Source organism: Micromonospora salmantinae (assembly GCF_022230905.1).
Lineage (GTDB): Bacteria > Actinomycetota > Actinomycetes > Mycobacteriales > Micromonosporaceae > Micromonospora > Micromonospora salmantinae.
Genome location: NZ_JAKKFG010000004.1, coordinates 360,468 through 382,374, shown reverse-complemented (window position 1 = coordinate 382,374; position 21,907 = coordinate 360,468). Strand labels below are relative to the sequence as shown.

Below are 21,907 nucleotides of genomic sequence, written 5' to 3'. Positions count from 1 at the left end.
TGCACGTCGTGGAGTTAGCCGGGCTCGGGCCGATCCCTGTTCGCCACCGTGCTACTGGCCGCCCTCGGCGCTGAGGTCGTCTGAATGGACCGACCCGGCGTCGCCTCCCCAGCGCCCGGCGACCCCCGTGACGACCAGCTCAACCGTGGCGAACACCCCATCGCGGCGATCTCAGGCAGCCGGCCGAGTCGGGCCGTCACATCACACGTACCGCTCGATGTCGGCCCGATTGGCCGTGAGCGGGTCGAGTTCGTGGTCGGTGCACCAGCTCAGGAGGATGCGCAGGTCTGACTCGGGGTGCGGGCGGGTTTCGCCGCGGTAGCGGCCGAGGTAGGCAGAGAGCGCTGTTTGGAGTGCCGCAACCTCGCGGCGGCTGAACGGTTCCATGTGCAAGGATTCTCGGATTGCAGGTGCTCTATCGAGCGGCCGCCGAGTCCGCCGACGAGCACGACCTGGCGATGGTGGGTTGGCCGCATGCCTCATGGCATCTGGAACTGGTCGGCGGGCCGGGCCTGCACGTTGCACCCTCATCCACGACTGAGGATCTTCTCGTACTGTATCTATCTGCGCCGGTAGACGGGTCCTTGGTCGCCAAACTTGAGACGAACGGCGGCCGGAGAGTCGCCCCAAGGCAAAAACTGGGATCGATGGGGCGTGACCGTGGAAGACCCTGACGGATATCACCTGGTCTTGTCCAGCCGCAGTTGGACCAACGCCGGGTAACCCCGCATACGCGCCTGCTCCAGCATGATCGGACGCACTCAACTCGGCAGTTCCGAATGGCGAGCGGCAGCTCCAGCCGTCACGCTGCGTGCCGCGCGGATCGCGGCAGAAGAGTGTGCCGACGGCTCCACACTCTCGCGGCCGCTTGTGATCAGTGTGCAACGACGACGGTGCGTACGACGCCACCAGCAGGTCTCGGATGCTCGGTCGAAAGCCTCACCAGATCACACCCGGTAGTACTGCACGACGCAGAACTCGTTGCCCTCCGGGTCGGTCATGACGAGGACTGCGCCCTCTTGGTAGTCATGCCGTTCACCTGTCCACCGCCCGCCCAACATCCCGATCCGATCGACCGCTTCGTCAACGTCGGTAACGGCGATGTCGAGGTGTAGGCGCGTCTTGCCGGCCTTGGGCTCCGGGACCGGCTGGAATGTCAGCACCGGGCCGCCCCCGGCGACAGTGACGCGCCGCCAGCCGGGAAGAGACTCCGTCACGCGTCCTCCAAGCACCCCGGACCAGAAGTCAGCCAGTCGCTGCGGATCCCGGCAGTCGACCGTGACTCCGGCAAGTCGGCCCAGTGTCTCCACGACACCGACCATAGCGACGATGTGCAGCCCGCTCCTACTGAGGCGCACTCATCTCGGCAGTTCCGAATGGCGAGCGGCAGCTCCAGCCGTCACGCTGCGTGCCGCGCGGATCGCGGCAGATCCGGATACTCGATCAGCGTGAGCGCCGGGCGCCGGGATGGCCGGATGCGCTGCTCCCCTGCACGGCGGGTCAGGCCCGGATCCGCAGGTAGAGAAGCAACATTGCCCGACGAGAGGAACGGATGGCTTGCCGGCAGGGATGATTGGGTTGTCGAGACTCAAATCATCTGTTGTCGGGAAGCACCCGTTCGGTGAAGAGGATACGTGGTTTGGCAGGCCGGGTGAGGACGCTCAATGAACATTCGCGTCACTACAACGGTCGGCGCCCCATCGGGCGCTGCAGTTGCAGCCCAACGATCCGATCGTCCCGTCGTTGACCTGACCCACCAGCGGATCAAACGCCGGCCCCACCTTGTAGAGGGGCGACGCCATCGTAGGCACCGGTGACGGTCCTGAGGAGCTCGACATTGCTCGGGTAGGTCGCCGAGAGGAGTTCGCGTATTTCGGGTTCACGGTCATAGTCGTCGGCCAGACGTAAGCCGAGGATGACGTTGGCCATCATGCCGGCGGCGAGGGTCTGACTGGCTTGTTCGGGTGTGAGCTGGCCGCGGTTGACGAGCACTCGGTAGACGCGGAGGAAGCCGTCTCTGGCGAGTGGCCCGATCTCCGGATCGGTGCCGGCGGTGAAGGCGTGCGCGAGGCAGAGTTGCAATCCCTGCTCCTTGAACAGTTGAAGGTAGGCGACACCGAGACGCGGTGCGAGGTCGCCAGGTGCGTCGTCGTCGATCGTCTGTTCGAACACCTCGACCACTCTGTCGAGCGCGTGCTCGATCGCGGCTCGGATGAGCGCGTCTTTGCTGCCGAACAGGGACACCACGTAGGGCTGGCTCACGGCGGCCCCGCGGGCGATGTCTGCCGTGGTGGTTGCGGCGAAGCCCTTGCTGCCGAAGATCCGGATCGCCGCAGTGAGCACGGAAGCGCGTCGCTGGGACGAGGAGATTCGTTTCTGGCCCATAGTTGACATGTTATCAATCAATCAATAATCTTTGCGATGCGCTGCCGATCGGCCACCTCGGCGGGAGCACCGGCGATCGCGGCGATCGGCTCCAGCCGTGCCTTCTCATGCGCGGTGTCACGTCGCGGATGGTGCGGTACAGCTCGCCGATGGGGCGTGACACTGTGCAGTCCAGCACGATGAGGGGACCGGGTATGGACGTGCTGATGTTCGCCACCGTCGCGGTGCTGGGGTTCACGGCGTGCGCCGAGTTCGGCTCCTATGCTTTTGTGCATCCGGTGGTCAAGCGTCTGGCGCCGCGTGACCACATCCTGGTCGAACAGGGTCTGCTGCGTACCTTCGGGATTGTGATGCCGGTGCTGATGACGGCTTCGCTCGTGCTGGCTATCAGCTACGCGGCCCGCCCTGATGGGGCGGGGTTGCCCGAGGTGTTGCGTTGGGTCGCGGCCGCGACCTGGGCCACGGGCATCGTCACGACCGTGGTCGTGAACGTGCCGATCAACCTGTCCACACTGCGCTGGGACAAGGATTTCCCTCCGGAGCGCTGGCAAGAGCGCCGTAACCGCTGGGAGTGGTTTCAGGGATACCGTTCGTGGGCCTATCTCGCGGCCTTTCTGCTCGTCGCTCTCTCGGTCGCCACGGTCGCCTGAGAGAGTGTTGGGTTACCCGTTGACCACGTGAAGTGAGTTGACGGGATCCGTTGTGGTCGAGGGGATTACAGAAGCGGATACCGGATCAAGTGCGACCGGCTTGCCGACGGTCAGTCGCGGCCAGTACCCGCCTGGCTTTGGATGCGGTGCCCGTGGGACGAGGTGGCGTGGCCTTCGTGGTCGTCGTCTACCTCGTAATCTTCCGTACCAGGACGGCCTGTCATGAGGCGCCTCATGACACGTCAGGTCAGGAGTTCGCGGGCCAGGGCCTCGGTCCACCAGCGTTCGACTTGATCGGGCTGCCAGCCGCGTTCGCCAGTCAGTGTGGTGTAGACGTCGATGTTGCAGATCGCCGCATAGATATCGACGGCCGACCGTATGTCCAATCCTTCCCGGAGAACGCCGCCCGGCCACGACGAGAACACCTGGATCCTGGTCTCGTCCCCCCGCTGACGGCCGTCGCGGTAGGCGGTCGCCAGTGCGGGCTCGGTGCGGCCCGCCTCGCGCACGAGCGCGATGATGTCACCGGCGCGCTCGAAGAGGCGCCGGTCGTAGCCGGCCATCGCCGCGAGTTGCCGCACCGGATCGTTCTCTGCCCCTTCCAGTTCGGCGAGCGACTGCGATGGATTCGCGGCGATGTCGGCTGCGTCGGCCAGCGCTTGGATCAGCCCGGTCTTGTTCCCGTACACCGCGTAGACGGTCGGCACCGAGACCCCGGCCTCCCGTGCCACGTCACGTACCGTGGTCGCCGCCCAGCCGCGGGAGAGGAACAGTCGACGGGCGGCGCTGGCGATCTCACCCCTGGTCTCTGCCGCTTGCGCCGCCCGGCGCAGTGACTCGTACCTGCGCCTGCCTGTCTCGGCGGTCATCACTTGCCCCCTTCGGTTTCCGGACCTTATATTGAATATATGTCGCGTAAACTCAGCGTCGGAATCACCTGGACGTTCTCGCGGATCGCCGGACTCGCCGGACTCGGCTTCGCCATCCTGATCGCCTCCACCAACGCCTTCCTGGTGCCAGCCGGCCTGCCCCATACCGGCGCAGAGACCAACGACGTTGTCCAGTTCTTCACCACCCAACAGGACACCGTCGGCCTCGCCTCAGCACTCGCACCGATCGCCTGGGCGCTGGCCACCCTGTTCGGCGCCGGCGCGGTCTCCGTGCTGTGGCGAACCGACCGCGAGCACGGCACAGCCTGGTCCCTGGTCGGGTTCGCCGGGGTGATCATGCAGAACGTCACCTTCACCGGCGTGATGGCCACCCGGCTCGCGCTCGCGTCAACGACCGCGCAGGACAGCAGCACGATCGCCGGACTCTGGGCACTGCACAACGCGCTGTTCGTCTTCAACGGCACCTTCCTGGCACTGGCAATGACCGGCCTGTCCATCAGCGGCCGACGCGCCGGCCTGATCCGCCGCTGGCACGGCGGGATCGGCCTGCTGGCCGCCGCACTCCAGTTCGGCTCGGCCGTGCTGAGCCCTCTGGTCATCGACGACCCCGGTACGGTCGGTCTCCTCGGCCTTGTCGGCTGGCTGATCTGGGTCGTGTGGATCGTCGCCTACAGCATCACCCTGATCCGCCTGACATCCGGTTCCATCCAGGCGATACCGAATAACCGACGCACCGGTCCCGTTGAGTCATTTCGATCAGACCATCGGCAGGCCGATCTACCCGACGGCCAGCGTCGCCATCCAGCACAGCAGCGCGTCGAACCGCCGGAGAGCGCGCAGGCATAGACATCCGCTCATCGGCATGAGCGGACACCGCCCCCGCCTCTGCAAAGAATGCCAACGCTGACTCCTTCGGGGTCCATCGAAGAGGTCACCACAGAGAATGCGCTGGTCACCGGCTACCGCATCGGATCGGCGTCTCAGCTAACGGGACCGACGATGGGTCCGACGCTGGCGGTACCGCGCGATCGGCGTCGACCATGTGCAGACCTGTCGCCGCGACGGCCACGACCTGTCACCCGGGGACACAAGCCATGCTGCGAGCATCAGCCCTGACCAATTCGGTATCCACTGGGAGGTCACGCCGCACCGCTCGACATCCATCACCGCAGGTCAAAGCCCCTCGTCTCCGCCCCGCATCGGTGAGCACTTCGGTCGCGGAGACCACTTCGCCAACCTGCACCCAATCTGCTCCCAGCTGCAAGGCCAGGCCAACCAACGACTCCTTACCTCCTTGACCTGCGCACACTCCCCTGCCAGTCGACATAGAAACTTGTCGATCGCAGTCCAGAACCGCAGAGCACTCCGCGGGAAACAGGACGCCGCACCGACTCTGACCTGCGGCAACGTGAAGCCGCAGGCAGGGGTGGGTGCCGTTGAGCGCCGTTCGACGCCGTTGGACGCAGTTCACGGCCGTTGAGGGCAGCCCGCTGCTCCCAACCGGCTCCCCCCAAACTGGGCCCGCATCGGACCGCCGACCCGCCGACCCGCCGACCGATCGTGAGCTGCCGGCCCAGTGCTTCGGTTGGCGCCAGCGCTGGCTCTCGCAGCCGCATCCGCCGATCCGGTAGCACGCTCACGATCACCGCGCCTGTCAGCGGCAGAGGAGTGCGCAGGCCCGCCCCGGTCTGGCGTCTCGAGCGATGATTGCGTTATGGCACACCTACCCGAGGACGTTCGGGCATCGTTTCGCTTCTTCGCCTTCTACCTGGCGAATGACACTCTCGTCATGGACTTGCTCGAGGACTTCGACTACCGACCAGTCGTCATGGCGCACGGATCGGGGCTAGAGCAGGTATTCGCCATCTTTGCCAACGTTCTGGACGTCAACGAGTCCGGCGAGGTGACTAACTACGGCGATGCCGAGTATCGAGCCGCCCAGTGGATCCGTCGCTGCTGCGACGACAGCTACAAGGTGGATCCTCCATTCGCCGGTTGGGAGCTCGATCTGCCGCCCTAGGCATCGCGCGCTCTGAGGGGATTCGTCCCCTGCGTACCCAATGCGTCTCGTACGCGGATCATTCGGACGAAGATGAGCGTCACGCCGGGCAGCGCGCTACTCGCGGCAGAAGCGGATGCCTGCGGGGTTCAGCCGCGGCTGGCGTACAGGTACACGGTGACTGCATCGGGTGCGTCCAGGTTGACCAGGAGCGCTCGACGTGTGCCCTCTGCCGTGGGTTGCTCCTCGTCGAGGCCGGAGATGGTCTTGGCGGTTTCGGGGTCCCACAGGTTGCCACCACCGACGTTGTGCTTGGCGTCGACTGCCCGAAGCCCCGGCGCGAGAGCCGTTGTGAAATTCGCCGCGGCGACGAAGGCGTCGAGTTCGGTGCGCGGCATGCGGACCTTCGCCGAGAGCTGGGTTTCCAAGCCGTTGCTGTACCCGGCGGTGAGCAGCACGCTGCCGGGCGGCAGGGTCACGTGAGCGACGGCTTCCACCTGGGCCGCGCTGGCGACCTCTGGCTTGGACTGTACCGGGAGCAGGTCTATGTCATTGCTGTCGACAGACAGCCCCGCCACACCGCACGCGATCAGCGACAGGAGCAGGCTGATGCACCCAAGCACGAGTGCGGCCGTGCCACTCCGGTTGCGCGTCCTCGGCGCAGCGGTCTCGATCATGTCCAGCACGATACGGCGCGCGCCTCATCGGCATGTGCGGACACCGATCTGCTGCCGCCGCGAGGCGCCAACGCTGACGCCTTCGGGCGCGCCGAAGAGGTCTCCAGCTTGAAGGTCCTGGTCAGGGCACTGCCTGTGGGATCGGTGTCTCGAATGACGGAACTACGGCGGACTCCAGCAAGCTCACCCGCAACGCCAAGCTCCAGCAAGCTGTTTGAGGCGCCCGCCGCAGGTTCACCCACCACGACGGTCACCGCCAACCCCGATGGCCTGGTCGAATTGACCCAGAGCGCCGTGCCGACTCGCAAACGTATCGACGGCCAGTGGAAGGACCTTGGTCAGCCCTTAACGGAGGGCCGAGGCGCTAACGGATGGTGAAGGTCAGCGGGTTCGAGATGCCGAGGCCGCCGTGGGAATCGTGGACCCGCACGGTGAAGGTGGACGACGTGCCGGCCGACAGGGCCGTCTGGAACTGGTAGCGCTGTCCGCTGTTGGTCGGCGTCACGGCCAGCCGGGTTGCGCCGAGGTAAAGCTCCACCCGGCTGACGAGGTCCCCGGGATCGGTGTCGGCGACGTCGGCGACCAGCGTGACGGTCGTCGGTTCGAGGAAGTAGGTCTGCCCGCCGGGGGTGCTCAGCGCCGCCGCCGGCGGGTGGTTGGTGCCGGTGGACGCCGGCGTCACCACCGTGACCAGCAGCGGCGGCGCAGCGCCGGACAGCGACTGGTCGGTGCCGGCCGAGACGGACAGCACGAAGGTGGTGCTGGTGCCGGGCTCCCCGATCGGTGGTGTCCACAGCGCCTCGTACCGGTCACCGGTCGTCCTCACCCCCCGGGCCGCCGTGACGCCGTCCACCCGGAACGACACCGAGGTGATGCTGTGTCCGCCTCCCACGGTCGCGGTCGCCGCCAGCGGGACGGTTCCCGGCGTGGTGTACACCGCGCCGGCGGTCGGGCTGAGCCAGGTGACGATCGCCGGGTAGTCAGCGACCGGCGGTGTGGTCGTCCGGGTCGGCGTCACGCTGGGCAGGACGCCGCCGGTGCACGTGACGCCGTTGAGCGTGAACGACGCCGGTATGGGGTTGCTGCCCGACCAGGCGCCAACGAAACCGATGTTCGCGGAGCCATTGGTGCCCAGGGTCGCGTTCCAGCCCAGATTGGTCGCGCTGACCTGCTGGCCCGCCTGGGCCCAGGTGGCGCTCCAGGTTTGCGCGAGCCGCTGGTCGACTGCAGGGAACGCGAACCGCAGCGTCCATTCGTTGACTAGGTCACCCAAGTTGGTGACCGCGATGTCGGCGTGGAAGCCACCGGTCCACTGGCTGGTGACGACGTAGTTCACCCGACACCCGGCCGCCGCGTTCGCCGCACTGGCGTGTGAGATCGCGGCCATCATCGCGACCATGGCAACAGCGATGGCGGCCACAGCAGTCAGCGACTTCCGCATGGCACACCTCGCCGTAGATAGTTGAACGTCTATGAATATGTCGACTGTCCTGCTGCTCCGCCTTCCTGTCAAGGCACGCACGGCAGTCCTGGCGCTGGCAGGACAACGGACGGCCCGCCCATGGCTGATCGGTAGCGGCCACAGCGCCGAGCAGGCAGAAGAGTGGATGGCGCAGCTTCCCGCCTGGACCGCGACTGACCGTCAGGTCCTGGACGACTTCGCGTCAAAAGAACGCAACAAAGTGGGCGGCCAAGTCCCGGCAGAAGACCGAGCGCCGGGTACGCGACCTCGCAATGTGGACCGGCGAGTGGGCAGATCACCAGACCGACGGCCATCGGTCAGCCCCGAGCCACAGCGCGGGGCGCCCTCGGTGATGTGGGCGCCGGTGCCGTTCTCCCGCCGCAGTGGAAGAAGGCCGACACCGGCTACCTCATGACGACGACCTACCGGGCCGATTCCGACACAACTCCTCCATCGCCGTACACCGCACGTCTTCAGACCTCCGGCGATGTTGTCACCGCTATCGTTCTCGACCTTGAGGGGCAGGTCGCCGCGTCCGGCAGGCTCACGACCGCCGACGCATTCGGGATCGTCGACCAGGTCGAAACCGCACCTGCACACCGGAGTCGCGGACTGGGCAACGTGGTCATGCCGCAGGTAGGGGTGGGTGCAGTTGTGCGGCCGTTCGGCGCCGTTGGACGCACTTCAAGGCCTTCAGGGCACCCTGCTGCTCCCAGCCTGCTCCCCCTGTCCGGACCCGGCACCGCCTCCTTGTAAGTCACAGGCAGCACCAGCAGTACAGGTCCTCGCCCGCGTCTCGGGCGCGCTGAGCAAGGGCGGCAACCTTCTCGATCACAGGCAGCATCTCGTCGTCAGACAGTGGCCTACTCCACGCCAGTTCCTCGATCCGCCCCCATTGCGCCGACAACTCCAGCGCCTGGGCGTTGCTGATAGAGGCGAGGGCGTCCCGCGCAGCCCGGTCCAGCGACATCAGCCACGGCCCGTCCTGCTCGTCTCCGCTCCACAACAACTCAAGGTCGACCAGGCTCGCATCCCAGTCGACCTGTCGAACGAGGCTGACAAGCTTGCCGAGGGTCACCGTCGGCTCAATGCCCTTCAGGTCAACCGCATCCACAGCTATGCCGCCGCGGCTGGCAGCGAACGGGACGGCCTCGAAATCCTTCATCAACCTGACAGCCGCAGCGTCGTCGTTGGCCCGGAAGTAGTCGTACAGCACACCCATGGCACGGACTCCACCACAGGGATACGACAGCGGATGCCCCCACATCCGGGGGTCTGTCAGGATGCAGGTCCAGCGCTTCAATGGCGGCGCTGCCGTGGTGCGGGGCAGGTGACGATGTCCCATGGTCCCAAAGGCGACCGCCGGCCGAACGGCGCAGTTATCGTGTCCGACGTGAACCTCGCGGATTGTGATCGATGCGGCCAGCACAGATTCGGCGGCCTGGACGCGCGGGTGGATGGGTTCCGGGTGGGAAGGGTTGGATCGTGGGTATCGCGTGGCGCGAGTCGCCGGAAGAGCTGGTCGGGCTGCTACGCCGACACGGCCTGACTCCGGACCGGGTGGACAACGTCGAGGCGGCGTGGAAGGCGTTCCGCGAGTTTCTTGCCCGGCCGGTCGACGGCTTGGAGCCAGGGCCGGACAGCGACGCCGATGGCTTCATTGTTCAGTGGGGCCGGTACAGCTGGCACGATCGACTTCCCAGCCTGAGCTTCACCAGACAGTTCGCCGTCGACGTGCGGGGAAGCTGGACCGAGACCGACTGGTACCAACCAGAGATCTGGCAGGTGAGCCTGGAGTTGGTCTTCCCAGATGCACCCGCGCTCGCCGACCTAGGCCGGCTCAACGTCCAGAACACCGGGTTCGACTTCAGTCCACCCGGTCCGGAGCGAGACCATGCGATTGGTGAAGCGGAGTGGGAGGTGCAGCGCTACCCCACCTTGCAAGCGCTGTGGGCGAGCACCCCCTTGCGCAGCGCCGTCATGCTGGACCGCGCAGACTAATCACCCGAACGCCCCAGCCGCACCCGGCTACGGATGCCGGTGAGTCACTTCCGACCGACAAGTGCGCGTGGTCTGCAGTGCAGATGCGCGCAGTTGTCTTCAGGTATCGTCGCCGGCATGTCGCTGCCTGATCTGGTGCCGATTTCGCGCGAACCGGACTACCGCACCGACAGGGTAGGGCGACACGCCGACGGCCAGTTCTTCGCGGGAATACACGGCGCGCATCGCGATGACGACCACGAGCCGGATCCGGACCGGGAACGGATCCGCTGGTACGCCTACCTGCACCTGTTCGACGCCAACGGCCGCCACCGCCGGACCGACATCTCGCTCGTGGCCACCGCTCCGTACCTACGAGGTGAGCTTGCTGACCAAGCCGAGGCCCGCTTGGCTGCCCTGCTCGATCAGCTACCTGAACGGCAGTACGGCGACATCGCCATCCAACTGTTCCGCGTGGTCCACGACGGTGTCACGTTCGGCTTGATCGACGAGTCTGACCCTGAGCGAGGCGACTGGGTCGAGTTGTATCCAGACCGCCTCAGGCTCACAGAACCCTGGGACGGGCTCTACAGCACCTGATCGCCGAGCACCGCCAGCATCACGTCGCAGGTCAACGCCAGCCGTCAGACCCACGCTGACATAGGCACTATGGGCGTTTCATAGCCGCCGGACGCGTGCCCGCGGCATCGGGTTGAATGCCGGGGTGATCACTATGGAGGCGGTCATCGAGGTACCCGCGGTCACCGACGGATCGCCGTGGCCGGTGGCAGCGATGGCGTCCGGATCGTGGTTGATGCTCAACGCCGGCGTGCCGGCGACCAGGTCGGGCTGTTCGTGACGGCGCTCGCTGGCCGGATCGAGGTTCAGCCTCCTGGCGGCCGCGATGAGGTCGTAAACGCGCTGCTGGCTGACGAATTTCTCATCGCTGCCGGCGACCTGCAGGTCCGCGACCCCACCACCGGGACGGTGATGACGCCGGGCTGCTGTGCCGGGCTGGAGGACTGGCGCGACTGGGCGCAGGTGTTGATCGGCGACTCGCCGTGGCTGGGACATGACCCGGGTCCGGAGGTCGAGTTCGTCAGCGACGATCTGCGGCTGCGGCAGGACGGCGGCGAGACCCGGCATCGCGGCCGGTGGGCCGGCGTCCACGTTGACCTGCCACAAAGCGCGCTACCCGGGCTGCTGATCGGCGTGCAACGGGACCTGGTCGGCTTCTTCGACGCCCTCAGCGGATGGGCCACGCGAATCGGACTGCAGCGCCCGGGACCGCTCTAGTTAAAGCGATCGACAAGAACTTCGCGATCACGGCGCCGTTGGACGTACAGCACTTCCGCTAGCGCTGTCATCGGCAAACCACTCGACCAGCGCCGATCAGGATCGGTGACCTTGGCGCCTCAGCGGGCAGGTGCGCGACGTCCGGTGGCCCCAAGCAAGTCCCACCGGTTGCCGGCGATGTCGAGGAAGACCGCGACCCGGCCGTAGGGCTCGGTTCGTGGCGCTCGGACGAAGGTCACATCGGCCTCGACCATCCGCCGGTATGCGGCGTCGAAGTCGTCGACGCGGAGGAAGAACCCGACTCGGCCGGCTACCTGGTTACCGATTGCGGCGCGTTGGTGTTCTCCGTCGGCGCGAGCGAGCAGAATCCCGGTCTGGGCGCCCGGCGGCCGGACGACGACCCACCGCTTGGGTCGACCGTCATTGGTCAGCGAGGGAGAGTCCTCGACGAGGTCGAAGCCGAGTACGTCGGTGAAGAACGCGATCGCGGGGTCGTACTCGTCGACAATCAGGGCAACCAAGTCGATCTGCACCACGGCACCGTACGTCGGACAGGTCCTTCTGGCCGCCCCGTGCGCCGACAAAGGGCAAAGAGGACGTCTGGTCCTGCGGTGTCCACACGACCTGACGGCGCCGCGGTCAAGGAGGATGCGCTGGCGGCAGCGTTGAACCTGACGGCCCTCACGGCGGACGCGGCTACCGCCCTGGCTGCCGTGACAGAACGCGACCCGCACGAAGTCCTGCGGACCCTTCAATCACCAAGCTCCGGGCGGTTGGTGCCACCTGCAGCTACAAGCGGCACCTCTGATTCACCGCCTGGACTGCAGATCGTCTATCCCGATGCCATGGACGAAAATGACTGGTCGATGACCGAGTCCAAGGGGTGGATCGAGATAACGGTCCATTGGGCCGGTAGCGAGAAAGCGATCACCTTCTACGATCCGACCCGGCTGTCTCAGGAGGTGCAGAGCGCCCTGGCCGAGTCCGGCTACTTTGTCGAAAGAGCTGCGGTTGTCGTGCCGACACTGTCACAGCAAGCCATCGAAGCGGTCGTAGCCCTCATGGCGCGGCGAAACTTCGTGGACATCCGTTGAGGCGGGGTACGGGCGGGCCAGCCGCCATGGGCACTGCGAGCGCCTGCTCATCGGGTGATGGGATACCTCCACGGCGAACGACACCGACGAACGCTGACGCCTTCGGACCCGCCGAAGAGGTCACCGTTCAGGAAGCCCTGCTCAGAGGTTCGCCAGTGGGATCTGGGTCTCGGCTCGCGGGATCCGTACAGACGCCACCGCGGCGACAGTCAGAGCCGTGCATCGATGCGGGCTGGCCTCGTGATCGGTGTCGGCAGGCGTCAGTTCGACAGCCAGCAGCCAGTCGGAGGGCTGGAGGGTTGACCTCTTCGGTACCCACTGGGAGGTCACGCCGCACCGCTCCACCGCATCACCGCAGGTCAAAGCCCTCGCCTCTGTCCGGCGTCGGTGAGCACTTCGGTCGCGGAGACCACTTCGCCAACCTGCACCCAATCTGCTCCCAGATGCAAGGCCCGGCCAACCAACGGCTCCTTACCGCCTTGACCTGCACACACTCCCCTGCCAGGAGACATAGAGCACTGTCGATCGCTGCGCAGAACCGCAGAGCACTCCGCGGTGAAACAGGACGCCACACCGACTCTGACCTGCGACAACGTGAAGCCGCAGGTAGGCATGGGTGCAGTGGTCAGGCACGGCCGGGCGAACAACAAAACGACGGTGCGGGCCGCCTCTGGGCGGCCCGCACCGTTATCGAACGCCGGGCGGGCGCGTCCGCCCGTCTGCCGGAATGCTGGTGGGTGGCAGTTCCCGGCTACAGGTCGGCCTTCGTCACGCGGGAGGATTCGTACGTCGTGGAGGCCCGGGGGAGGCCCGGCACGGTGGAGACGTCCTTGACCAGCATGCCGGTCGTGGCGTCGATGGTCAGCACCTCGCTGCCCTCGCCGCCGAACACCTCGGGGCCGGCGGTGATCGTCAGCGTGGCCTTGCCGTGGGTGGTCGAGTTCTTGACGCTGACCGCGGAGATGGTGGACAGCAGACGCAGCACACCGGCCCGGACCTGCGTGTTGCCGTCGCCAGCGGACAGCGCCTGGGTGCTGTACGTCCACAGGGCGTTGTCGAAGTGCCGCTGAACGGCCTGAGGGCTGTACGGCTTCGGCTCGGCGTTGCCGCCCTTCTGCTTGATGATCACCTGGGCGTCCGCCTGCTGCTTGTCCCACACCGCCTTCTGCGCTGCGGGGTCGAGGCCGACCAGCGGATCCTTGGCTGCCTTGAGCATCTGGGTCCGGCCGTCGGCCGGGCTGCTGTCCGCCGCGGCGACGGCTGCCTTGAGGAGCGGAGCGTAGCCGCCGTCCGTCATCTGGTCCTGGTGACGGGCGATCGCACGCTTGATGTCCTTCACGCTGTTGCCCGTATAGATCGCGTGACCGTCGGTGTATAGCGTGTAGACGACCTGCATGGTCTTGGTGCCGTGGACCTGCGTCGCCTTCACCAGCCACGCGTCGCCCGCCGCCGGGGTGACCGTCTTGATGGACCCGGCCAGGGTCATCAGCGGCGCGCGCTCGGCCGACCCGTCGACGGTGGTCGAGCCCGAGGTGGCGGCTGACGAATCCTTGCGGGCCTCCATGCCCCCGGTCGCCGACGAGTTGAGCACCACAGCGACGACTGCCGCCGCGGCGGCAACCCCCACCCCGGCGCCGATGCCCAATCGGCCCGCGATACCGATGCGGCGGCGGCGCTGAGGCGCCGGGCTGGATTCGTGGTCCCGCGTGGTTGTCGTCGTTTTCATGGTTGAAGTCGCCTCCATAGTCGTGTCCGCCGCTGATATCGCGCCCAGCAGCCGCACGGTTCCGGGGTCGGCCATAGCCGCCCGCAGCACCGCCCGCGCCCGCTGATACGCCTCCGGGCGTAGTGGTTCCGCGCTGCCCAACGCACCGACCAGATCGAGCTCGTCGGTCATCGGTGTCTCTCCTTCGCGCTGTTGCGGTCCTTCAGAAGCGCGGACACCCCCGGGGCGTCGCGCAATGCCGTCCTGGCTTGGCTCAGCAGCCGCCGCGCGGTGCCGGCCGGTATACCGAGTGCCCGCGCGGCGTCGGCTGCGGTCAGGTCCTCCCAGGCGACGAGCCTCAGGACCTCCCGCTCTTCGGGTTTGAGCCGCGTCAGGGCCGACCGGAGCACCGCCCGGGCGTCCACGCCGAGGTCCACCGCCGACCACGAATCCCATCCAGTAGCCACGTCCGGCACGTCCGCGACCAGGTCCTCGGCCGGCCGGGACCGCCAGTAGCGCCGCAAGCGATTCAATGCCACCCCGTACAGCCACGGCCGCGCGTCGTTGTACGACCGGTCGTACGATCGCCGCGACTCGAACGCCGCAACCCAAACCTCGCCCAGGAGGTCCTCAGCCGCATCCCGCCCAGCCCGGCGAACGAGGTACGAACCGACGGCGGCCTCATGACGCTCGACCACCTCTACGAAGGCGTCGACGTCGCCATCCAGGGACCGGCCTATCAAATCCGCATCCGAAGCCATGGCCCTCCTCGGCAAAGTTCGCGCTTCACCCTGACATTGCCGATCAGGCGGCGAAGTGTTCAGGCCCCGAGGTCCGACGGCAAGCGGTCGCCCAATAGCGACCTCTCGGCGGCATGAGCGGCTGCGGCGCGGTCAGCGTTGGCCCCAAGCGTGGCGCCCAGGCCAGGGCCGAGGGCCGAAGTCGGGAGGTAGAGGCAGCGTCGCGGCGGCGAGGCTGCCACTCCACATCGACACTCTCTCCGCCGTTTCAGGGCTGGATCTGGTTCTCGATGGGGCTGCCGGAGGCGCCGAGAAATGGCGGCTCGCCCGACTTGGGCGCGACGACCGGGCCTACCGATCCGAGACTGCCCGACGAGCGGCCCTACCGCCTGGCTCCACGCCTACAATCACCACCGCCACCACACCGCACTCCTTGACCGGCACCGTGACCACGACGATGTCACCGGCCGCCGCGGCCTGCCCGCTGGTCGCCGCGAATGCCCGCGGCCCCAGCTCCGCGACCGTGTCCGCGCCCTCCTTGTCATGTGTCGGAATCATGGCGATTCGGGCCCTTGCCGTCAGCTGGCGGGGAAGTAGTGGCCGTTGTCTAGATCGGCGAGCAGGCGGGGCTGTGCGGGTTCCCAGCCGAGGGTCCGGCGGGTGATGAGGTTGGACGCCGGATAGCTCTGCGTGACGATGTTCGCGAGGAACCCGAAGTATCCCGGCAGCACCAGTTCGTCCAGGGGAACGCTCACGGCGGGCAGGCCCAGACGGCCGCCGATGGCCTCGGCGATCACGCGGAACGGGATGCCTCCGTCGTCGACCGCATGCCAGTATCTGCCGGCTGGGCCCCTCTCCAACGCCAGGCGGAACACAGAGGCGACATCGCGGATGTGCACGGCAGTCCACAGGTTCGCGCCGTCCGCGGGGTAGCCGACGAAGCCCTTCTCCTTCGCGAGCGCGATCAGTGTGGGGAGGAAGCCGGCACGATCGGTCGTGTCATGCGCAATGTTGGCGATCCGCACGACCGAAGACCGCACGCCCTGCTCGGCGAGGCCGATCACGGTGGTTTCCACGACGTTCCGAGCCCGCAGGGTGCCCTTGTGCTCATCGCCGCTGGGAAGGGCCGGGTCCTCCTCGGTGGCCGTCCGGCCTAGGAATCCCTGGCCAGGCGAGCCGATGCTCCCCGCCGCGACCAGCGGCTTTCCGGTGCCCGCCAGCGTCTCACCGTAGGCGAGCATGATCGGGACCTCCGCGGCGGCCACGGCGTCGATCCCGCCGGAGAAAAGCAGGTCCTGCCGGTGCGCGACGTGGATGACGCCGTCGGAGTCCGCAGCCGCCTCCTGGAGCCCGTCGAGGTCCTGGAGGTCGCCGCGGCGCACCTTCGCGCCGAGCGCGGACAGCGCCGCCGCAGCAGTGTCCGACCGGGCCAAGCCGGTGACCTCATGCCCGGCTGCGATGAGCTCGGGGACGATGTACGAACCGGAATGGCCGGTCCCGCCAGTCACGAAAACGCGCATGCTGCTGTCCTTGTCAGTGATGTGGCGCGAGAAGTGCGGGTGCGGGTGCGCTCAGCTGAAATTGCTGACGCCGAGGGTGAAGTTGAAGGTCCAACGCCGTGGTGGCCAGGCTGATCATTCGCAGGCCCGTCCCTTCCAGCCAGTGCGCCGTCTCCAGGCCCCGGCATTCAAGGGCTCTGTTCGTCGACTGTCTCGTCCCGAGGGCTCAGCCAGTGAATTCGTTGACGCCGAGGGCGAAGTCCCAGTGGGCGACCCCGTTGCCGGCGAGGCCCACCGTGACCAGGCCCATTCCTTCCAGCCAGTGCGCCATTCTCAGGCCGCCGACGTCCAGCGGATGCAGCCCGAGGCTCTCGACGAATGCCGCCACTCCCGCCTTGACCTGCGCATCGTCGCCAGCCATGAAGACGTCGGGCCGGCCGTTCTCCAGGACATTACGAAAGATGGTGTTGAATGCCTTCACCACGCCGGCACCGGCCGGGGCCACCTTGGCGACTTCCTGCGCGATCGAGGTCTCCTCGCTGTGGGCCAGTCCGTCGAACGTGGCGTTGAACGGGTTGCTGATGTCGACGATGACCTTGCCCGCGAGGGCGTCTCCGTACTCGGTGACGACCGGAACGACAGCGGCGTACAACAGGGCCGTGATGACGATGTCCCCGGCCGGGACGGCGCCCCACTCGCCCGCCGTCGTGCCGCCGCCCAGAGCCTTCGCCAGGTCATCGGCCTTGGACTGATCGCGTCCCATGACCTCGACGGTGTTGCCGCCCGCCACCGCGAGCGTGCCGATGGTGCGGGCCATGTTCCCCGTACCGATGAGGGTGATGCTGCTCATGAGGTGTGCTCTCTTCCTGATTCCGGGTGTGTGTTCAGAGGGCGGTGGTGCCGCCGTCGGCGACCAGTTCCAGGCCGTTGACGTAGCTGGAGTCATCGGAGGCGAGGAACAGGGCGACGGTGGCGATCTCCTCGGGGCGGCCCATCTGCCCGCGGGGGATGAGGGACTCGAAGGCGGCCCTGGTCGCCTCGTCGAACAGTTCTTCCTGTTTGGCAGTGCCGACCTGGCCGGGGGTCAGGACGTTGACCCGGATCTTGCGGTCGCGCAGTTCGTTGAGCCAGACGCGGGCCCATGCCTGCTGGACGGCTTTGCTTCCCGCGTAGAGGCTCCAGCCGGGGAAGGCGCCGAGGGAGGCGTTGGATCCGGTCATGAAGACTGAGCCGTTGTCGTTGATCAGCGGGAGTGCCTTCTGCACGGTGAATAGGGTGCCGCGCGCGTTGAGCGAGAAGGCGCGGTGGAACTGTTCCTCGGTGATCTCGCCGAGGACGGCGGGTTCGCCCATCCCGGCGCTGGCCCACAGCACGTCGATCGAGCCCTTTTCCCGCTTGACGGTGTCGTACAAGCGGTCTAGGTCGTCCAGGTCGGCCGCGTCGCCCTGGACGGCGGTGACGTTGCGGCCGATCAGCTTGACGGCGTCGTCCAGTGCTTCCTGCCGCCGGGCCTGGATGAAGACATGCGCGCCTTCCTCGACGAACAGTTTGGCGCCGGCCAGTGCCATGCCGGTGGATCCGCCGGTGATTACCGCAACCTTGCCATCGAGCTTTCCCACGATCACTCCATTGAGTCGATGAGTATTCAAAACAGATGCTGGTCGGAGCGCCGTTGTCAACGGTTGTGTCGTCGAAACCGTCGAATGACGCAACGGGGCTCGGCTCAATTCATCATCTGTCTATGCCGATCCCAGCTCGCTGCTGCCAAGTCCGAGGGCGAATTCTTATACCGATTTCACTCCGGTCCCATCGGGTACCCATGAAGCGTGCCATTGGCCTGAGTAGGTGTCCAAGACCTCTTTCAGTCGTTGCGATACCCTGAAGGCATCGCCCGACCGGGAGGCTCCATGGATCTGGACCTGCGCAAGCTGCGCTACTTCGTCGCCGTCGCCGACAAACTGCACTTCGGCCGCGCCGCTGATGAGCTGCACATCGCGCAGCCGGTGCTCAGCCGCCAGATCCGCGCGCTGGAACACGATCTCGGCACCCCGCTGCTGATCAGGGACAGCCACGGCGTGGAACTGACCGACGCCGGCAGGCAGTTGCTGACCGACGCCGGCCCGCTGCTGGCCTCCGCGCACGCGGTCCGCCGCCGGGTGACCGTGGCCGCGCGCGGCAGCCAGCGGCTAATGGTCGGCTTCCGCGCGGGCATCACGGCCACCCCAGCGGTACGGCAGTTCGCCGTCCAGCACCCAAGCGTGATCGTGGACGTGCAGCGGATCGAAGGGGACGACCAGGCCACGCTGCTGCTCGACGGCCGCATCGACGTCGCCTACGTGCGATTGCCCATCGACGAGACCGGCCTGCGCGTCACCCCGCTGTACACCGAGCCCCGGGTGGCGGTGCTGCCCGCCGGCCACCGGTTAGCCGGCAAGGAGCAGATCACCGAGGCCGACCTGGCCGGCGAGCCGTTGGTCTGGCATGCGGACACGAGCACGCAGCCCACCAGGCGCACGCACCCTAACGCCGGATACCTGGTACGCGGGGTGGACGAGACACTCGAGCATGTCGCGGCCGGCCGAGGCATCTCGTTCCTGGCCCGTTCGGCGACCGTGTTCTACTCACATCCGGACGTCAGCTATGTCCCCATCCCGCAGCTGGCACCCGACCAGGTGTGCCTCGCTGTGGCGGCATCGCGCGCCTCGCCGCTAGTCGACGACTTCGTCACCGCGGCTCAGGCGACGGCCGAGATCACGGCAGAATGTGGGAACTATGAAATGTGGCAGCTTGACGGCGGCGCCATTGCAAGAGACGGCTGATTAATCAGCGAGACAGTGTCACTCCTTTATTTCGATCTCATCGATAATGCGGAGAATCCGCGCGGATGGTGTGATCCGGCAAGGGTTGCCGAGATATCCCGAGGCAATATAGGCCGACCGACGAAGTGGGTGTCGCAACCAATTCCAACAGAACGCCCTGTGCACTACATCGGCATGAGCAGACACCGCCCTCGCCTCTACAGAAAACGCCGACGCCGACTCCTTCGAGTCCGCCGAAGAGGTCTCCACCCCGAAGCGCCTGGTCAGAGCGTTGCCTGTGGGATCGGAGTCTCAAATGACGAAACCGCGGCCGACCCCAGCAAGCCCCCACAACGCTTCACATCGACCTTTAGCACACCTACAGGCGTGGCGTTAGGCGGCCCGAGACGCCGGCCGGCGCCAGCCATCCTGGGCGCAGCAACGCCTGACCAGTTCGACCTCTACTGGGAGGTCACGCCGCACCGCTCGACCTCCATCACCGCAGGTCAAGGCCCCTCGTCTCGCCGGCATCGGTGAGCACGCCGCGGCCAGGAAGAGCACGAAGGGCCGCAGGTCGGCCCGGGACGATCCGCGCAGCTCAGCCGGGTTGAGCGCGGCTCGGCACCAGAACCCCTGGCCGCGTGGTCGAGTTGCGATGATGTTGTGGTCAACCGCGCGGCGCTCGGTCCGCAGGAGCGTCGCGACGCCGAGCTGCACGGCTCGGCGGTGCGGGGATGGTGCCGTCAGCACGAGTCGTGGCCGGCGCAGTCGCAGCCGCAGCCTTGGATGTGCGGCGGTGGAGCGTGAGAGTCATGACCAGCACGACCAGCGCTCCGACGATCAGCCCGAGGATCGCGCTGGCCACCGTGTTGACGAGCCAGCCGAGGAGCCCGCCGAGAACACCCGTGGCGTCGTGGGCGGCGACCTCCACGTCATGCACGGCCTCGTACAGGAAGTGCAGGTTCAGCTCGTTCGTGCCGAGCAGCAGGATGTGCCCGCCCACCCACAGCATCGCCGCGGTGCCGACTACCGTCAGCACGGTGAGGACCACCGGCATCGCCCTCACCAGACCGCGGCCGAACGTCGCGACGGCGCCGGAACGTTGCGACAGGCGCAGCCCGGCGTCGTCCATCTTGACGATCAGGGCCACCACGCCGTACACCAGAACGGTTATGACGACGGCGACGACAGCCAGGATCGCCAGGCGGGACCCGAACGCCTCATCGATCACCTCATTAAGGCTGATGACCATGATCTCCGCCGAGAGGATCAGGTCGGTTCGTACCGCCCCAGACACCAGTGTCGTCTCGTCCTGCACCTTCTCCTCGCCCGCGCCGGAGGCACCGTGATGGGCGATCTTGTCCCACACCTTCTCCGCGCCTTCATAACAGAGGTAGGCGCCGCCGAGCATGAGGATCGGAGTGAGCAGCCAAGGCACGAACTGACTGAGCAGCAGCACCGCCGGCAGGATGATGAAGAACTTGTTGCGCAGCGACCCCACGGCAATGCGCTTGATAATCGGCAACTCACGCTCGGCCGCCAGGCTCCGCACGTACTGCGGCGTGACGGCAGCATCGTCGACGACGACGCCCGCAGCCTTGGCGCCGGCCTTCGCGGCGGCCGCCCCGATGTCATCGATCGACGCGGCAGCGGCACGGGCCAGCACCGCCACGTCATCCAGCAGGGCTACGAGTCCACCGGCCAAGGGAGGGTCCTTCCAGGGTTGCGCAGAATTCGAACTGGCCCATTCTCGCCCAAGTCCCCGCGCGCGGCACGCCACCGCCCGGTCGCATCTGGGGCGGGAAGCCGGGCGAGAGCTCGAGGTGACCGGCTATCGCGCTCAGCCGACGACCCACCACCACCGCACCCGGCCCGCGCCAGCCATTGCGGAACGACACGCCTGACCACTTCGGCCCCGCCGAAGGGGTCATCACAGAGGATGCGCTGGTCACGGGATCGCCAGTGGGATCGGTGTCTCAGCTAACGGGACCAGCTACTGGTCCGGCACGGCGGGACTGTGCGCTCGAACATCGATGAGGCCACCTTTGAACAGGCGCAGACGCTGCTCGTACGACACCGGTTGGGTCTGGACCTCCCGCAACGGCAACGCCGCGCCCGCAACCCGTACGTCTTCCGCGGCCTGATCTACTGCGCCGCCTGCAACCGGCGGATGCAGGGCCAGTACAACCACGGCGCCGCCTACTACCGCTGCCGCTTCCCCCAGGAATACGCCCTCGCCAACGACGTCTCCCATCCCCGCAACGTCTACCTCCGCGAGGAGACCCAAGCTGAACGGACCCGAGCCGAAACCGAGCTGCACACGGGGACCTCCGCCGCACCACGCCGGATGACCCAGGCAGAGATCACCGCGCTGGTTCACGCCCTCGGGAACATCGTCACCGTGCTCCGCGACGCGGACCCCGCCGACAAAGCCGAGGTTCACCGCCACTCGGCCTGCGGCTGACATACCACCCCGAAGCGCAAACGGTGCACGCTGAAACCGATCTCAGCGCGCACCGTGGGCCTATGGTTCGTGTCCGAGGGGGGATTCGAACCCTTGTACGTATCATCGGTGCTCCATTACGGGTGCACATGCTTATAGATTACGGCACGGTCAGCTTTGACTCAACCTCGCGCGCTCATTACCGTGCGTGAGCATGAATCAAAATTGGGACGCGTAGGGTCCAAGCTTGCCAGCCAGGTGGCTCGGTTATCGACTGACCGAAATGACC

At 66.8% G+C, this 21,907-nt stretch carries 23 protein-coding genes and 1 pseudogene; 10 read left to right on the top strand and 14 right to left on the bottom strand.

The window, feature by feature from the left end:
- Positions 1-201: 201 nt before the first annotated feature.
- Positions 202-387, bottom strand: a complete 186-nt coding sequence (locus tag PSH03_RS04175) for a hypothetical protein (protein ID WP_210786753.1) — start codon at positions 385-387, stop codon at positions 202-204.
- Between PSH03_RS04175 and PSH03_RS04170 the strand changes: the two are divergent.
- Positions 349-723 (top strand): annotated as a pseudogene (locus tag PSH03_RS04170) (VOC family protein). The gene PSH03_RS04175 and the pseudogene PSH03_RS04170 sit on opposite strands and share 39 nt — an antisense overlap.
- A 224-nt stretch (positions 724-947) precedes the next feature.
- Here PSH03_RS04170 and PSH03_RS04165 read toward each other — a convergent pair.
- Positions 948-1,310 (bottom strand): VOC family protein, encoded by a 363-nt coding sequence (locus PSH03_RS04165; RefSeq protein WP_238688310.1) that lies wholly within the window; start codon positions 1,308-1,310, stop codon positions 948-950.
- 454 nt (positions 1,311-1,764) lie between these two features.
- Positions 1,765-2,385: a TetR/AcrR family transcriptional regulator gene (locus tag PSH03_RS04160; RefSeq protein ID WP_238688309.1), complete on the bottom strand. Its 621-nt coding sequence runs from the start codon at positions 2,383-2,385 to the stop codon at positions 1,765-1,767.
- A 194-nt stretch (positions 2,386-2,579) separates the two neighbouring features.
- Between PSH03_RS04160 and PSH03_RS04155 the strand changes: the two genes are divergently transcribed.
- A complete protein-coding gene (locus PSH03_RS04155; protein ID WP_238688308.1) occupies positions 2,580-3,035 on the top strand; it encodes an anthrone oxygenase family protein in 456 nt (151 codons plus the stop codon).
- Between the two features lie 242 nt (positions 3,036-3,277).
- On the opposite strand, the gene PSH03_RS04150 is transcribed toward PSH03_RS04155, so the two are convergent.
- Complete coding sequence (locus PSH03_RS04150; protein ID WP_210786759.1) at positions 3,278-3,904, bottom strand: TetR/AcrR family transcriptional regulator; 627 nt, start codon at positions 3,902-3,904, stop codon at positions 3,278-3,280.
- A gap of 39 nt (positions 3,905-3,943) precedes the next feature.
- On the opposite strand from PSH03_RS04150, the gene PSH03_RS04145 reads away from it, so the two are divergent.
- Positions 3,944-4,771, top strand: coding sequence for a hypothetical protein (locus tag PSH03_RS04145; RefSeq protein ID WP_238688307.1), 828 nt, complete (start codon positions 3,944-3,946; stop codon positions 4,769-4,771).
- Between the two features lie 868 nt (positions 4,772-5,639).
- On the top strand, positions 5,640-5,945 hold the full coding sequence (locus PSH03_RS04140) for a DUF7677 family protein (RefSeq protein WP_441005690.1): 306 nt from the start codon (positions 5,640-5,642) through the stop codon (positions 5,943-5,945).
- Positions 5,946-6,073: 128 nt separating this feature from the next.
- Here the strand turns inward: PSH03_RS04140 and PSH03_RS04135 are convergent, their stop codons facing one another.
- The 3 genes from PSH03_RS04135 to PSH03_RS04125 form a co-directional block, all read right to left on the bottom strand.
- Positions 6,074-6,601, bottom strand: coding sequence for a hypothetical protein (locus PSH03_RS04135; RefSeq protein WP_210786764.1), 528 nt, complete (start codon positions 6,599-6,601; stop codon positions 6,074-6,076).
- 364 nt (positions 6,602-6,965) lie between these two features.
- Positions 6,966-8,042 (bottom strand): cellulose-binding domain-containing protein, encoded by a 1,077-nt coding sequence (locus PSH03_RS04130; protein ID WP_238688305.1) that lies wholly within the window; start codon positions 8,040-8,042, stop codon positions 6,966-6,968.
- 778 nt (positions 8,043-8,820) lie between these two features.
- Positions 8,821-9,285, bottom strand: coding sequence for a hypothetical protein (locus PSH03_RS04125; RefSeq protein WP_238688304.1), 465 nt, complete (start codon positions 9,283-9,285; stop codon positions 8,821-8,823).
- Between the two features lie 263 nt (positions 9,286-9,548).
- On the opposite strand from PSH03_RS04125, the gene PSH03_RS04120 reads away from it, so the two are divergent.
- From PSH03_RS04120 to PSH03_RS04110, 3 genes are all read left to right on the top strand, one after another.
- Positions 9,549-10,064 carry a hypothetical protein gene (locus PSH03_RS04120; protein WP_210781871.1) on the top strand — a complete coding sequence of 172 codons (516 nt, stop codon included), beginning with the start codon at positions 9,549-9,551 and terminating at the stop codon, positions 10,062-10,064.
- Positions 10,065-10,181: 117 nt separating this feature from the next.
- Positions 10,182-10,643, top strand: coding sequence for a hypothetical protein (locus PSH03_RS04115; RefSeq protein WP_238688303.1), 462 nt, complete (start codon positions 10,182-10,184; stop codon positions 10,641-10,643).
- Between the two features lie 207 nt (positions 10,644-10,850).
- Positions 10,851-11,339, top strand: a complete 489-nt coding sequence (locus PSH03_RS04110) for a hypothetical protein (protein ID WP_238688302.1) — start codon at positions 10,851-10,853, stop codon at positions 11,337-11,339.
- A 119-nt stretch (positions 11,340-11,458) separates the two neighbouring features.
- Here the strand turns inward: PSH03_RS04110 and PSH03_RS04105 are convergent, their stop codons facing one another.
- Entirely contained in the window at positions 11,459-11,875 is a 417-nt protein-coding gene (locus tag PSH03_RS04105) for a VOC family protein (protein ID WP_210781873.1), read from the bottom strand.
- Positions 11,876-11,950: 75 nt separating this feature from the next.
- Here PSH03_RS04105 and PSH03_RS04100 point away from each other — a divergent pair, with 75 nt between their 5' ends.
- The gene (locus tag PSH03_RS04100; protein WP_210781874.1) at positions 11,951-12,433 is read left to right on the top strand and encodes a hypothetical protein; all 483 of its coding nucleotides are present in this window, start codon (positions 11,951-11,953) and stop codon (positions 12,431-12,433) included.
- A gap of 751 nt (positions 12,434-13,184) precedes the next feature.
- On the opposite strand, the gene PSH03_RS04095 is transcribed toward PSH03_RS04100, so the two are convergent.
- The 5 genes from PSH03_RS04095 to PSH03_RS04075 form a co-directional block, all read right to left on the bottom strand.
- Positions 13,185-14,216 (bottom strand): hypothetical protein, encoded by a 1,032-nt coding sequence (locus tag PSH03_RS04095; protein ID WP_238688301.1) that lies wholly within the window; start codon positions 14,214-14,216, stop codon positions 13,185-13,187.
- Positions 14,217-14,326: 110 nt separating this feature from the next.
- On the bottom strand, positions 14,327-14,899 hold the full coding sequence (locus PSH03_RS04090; RefSeq protein ID WP_238688300.1) for an RNA polymerase sigma factor: 573 nt from the start codon (positions 14,897-14,899) through the stop codon (positions 14,327-14,329).
- Between the two features lie 557 nt (positions 14,900-15,456).
- A complete protein-coding gene (locus tag PSH03_RS04085) occupies positions 15,457-16,398 on the bottom strand; it encodes an SDR family oxidoreductase (protein WP_210781877.1) in 942 nt (313 codons plus the stop codon).
- 205 nt (positions 16,399-16,603) lie between these two features.
- Complete coding sequence (locus tag PSH03_RS04080) at positions 16,604-17,227, bottom strand: NADPH-dependent F420 reductase (RefSeq protein ID WP_210781878.1); 624 nt, start codon at positions 17,225-17,227, stop codon at positions 16,604-16,606.
- A 34-nt stretch (positions 17,228-17,261) separates the two neighbouring features.
- Positions 17,262-17,996, bottom strand: coding sequence for an SDR family NAD(P)-dependent oxidoreductase (locus tag PSH03_RS04075; RefSeq protein ID WP_210781879.1), 735 nt, complete (start codon positions 17,994-17,996; stop codon positions 17,262-17,264).
- Between the two features lie 288 nt (positions 17,997-18,284).
- On the opposite strand from PSH03_RS04075, the gene PSH03_RS04070 reads away from it, so the two are divergent.
- On the top strand, positions 18,285-19,196 hold the full coding sequence (locus PSH03_RS04070) for a LysR family transcriptional regulator (protein WP_210781880.1): 912 nt from the start codon (positions 18,285-18,287) through the stop codon (positions 19,194-19,196).
- Positions 19,197-19,842: 646 nt separating this feature from the next.
- Here PSH03_RS04070 and PSH03_RS04065 read toward each other — a convergent pair.
- Positions 19,843-20,880: a DUF808 domain-containing protein gene (locus tag PSH03_RS04065; protein WP_238688299.1), complete on the bottom strand. Its 1,038-nt coding sequence runs from the start codon at positions 20,878-20,880 to the stop codon at positions 19,843-19,845.
- A gap of 312 nt (positions 20,881-21,192) precedes the next feature.
- On the opposite strand from PSH03_RS04065, the gene PSH03_RS04060 reads away from it, so the two are divergent.
- A complete protein-coding gene (locus PSH03_RS04060; protein WP_210781882.1) occupies positions 21,193-21,639 on the top strand; it encodes a recombinase zinc ribbon domain-containing protein in 447 nt (148 codons plus the stop codon).
- Positions 21,640-21,907 lie beyond the last annotated feature (268 nt).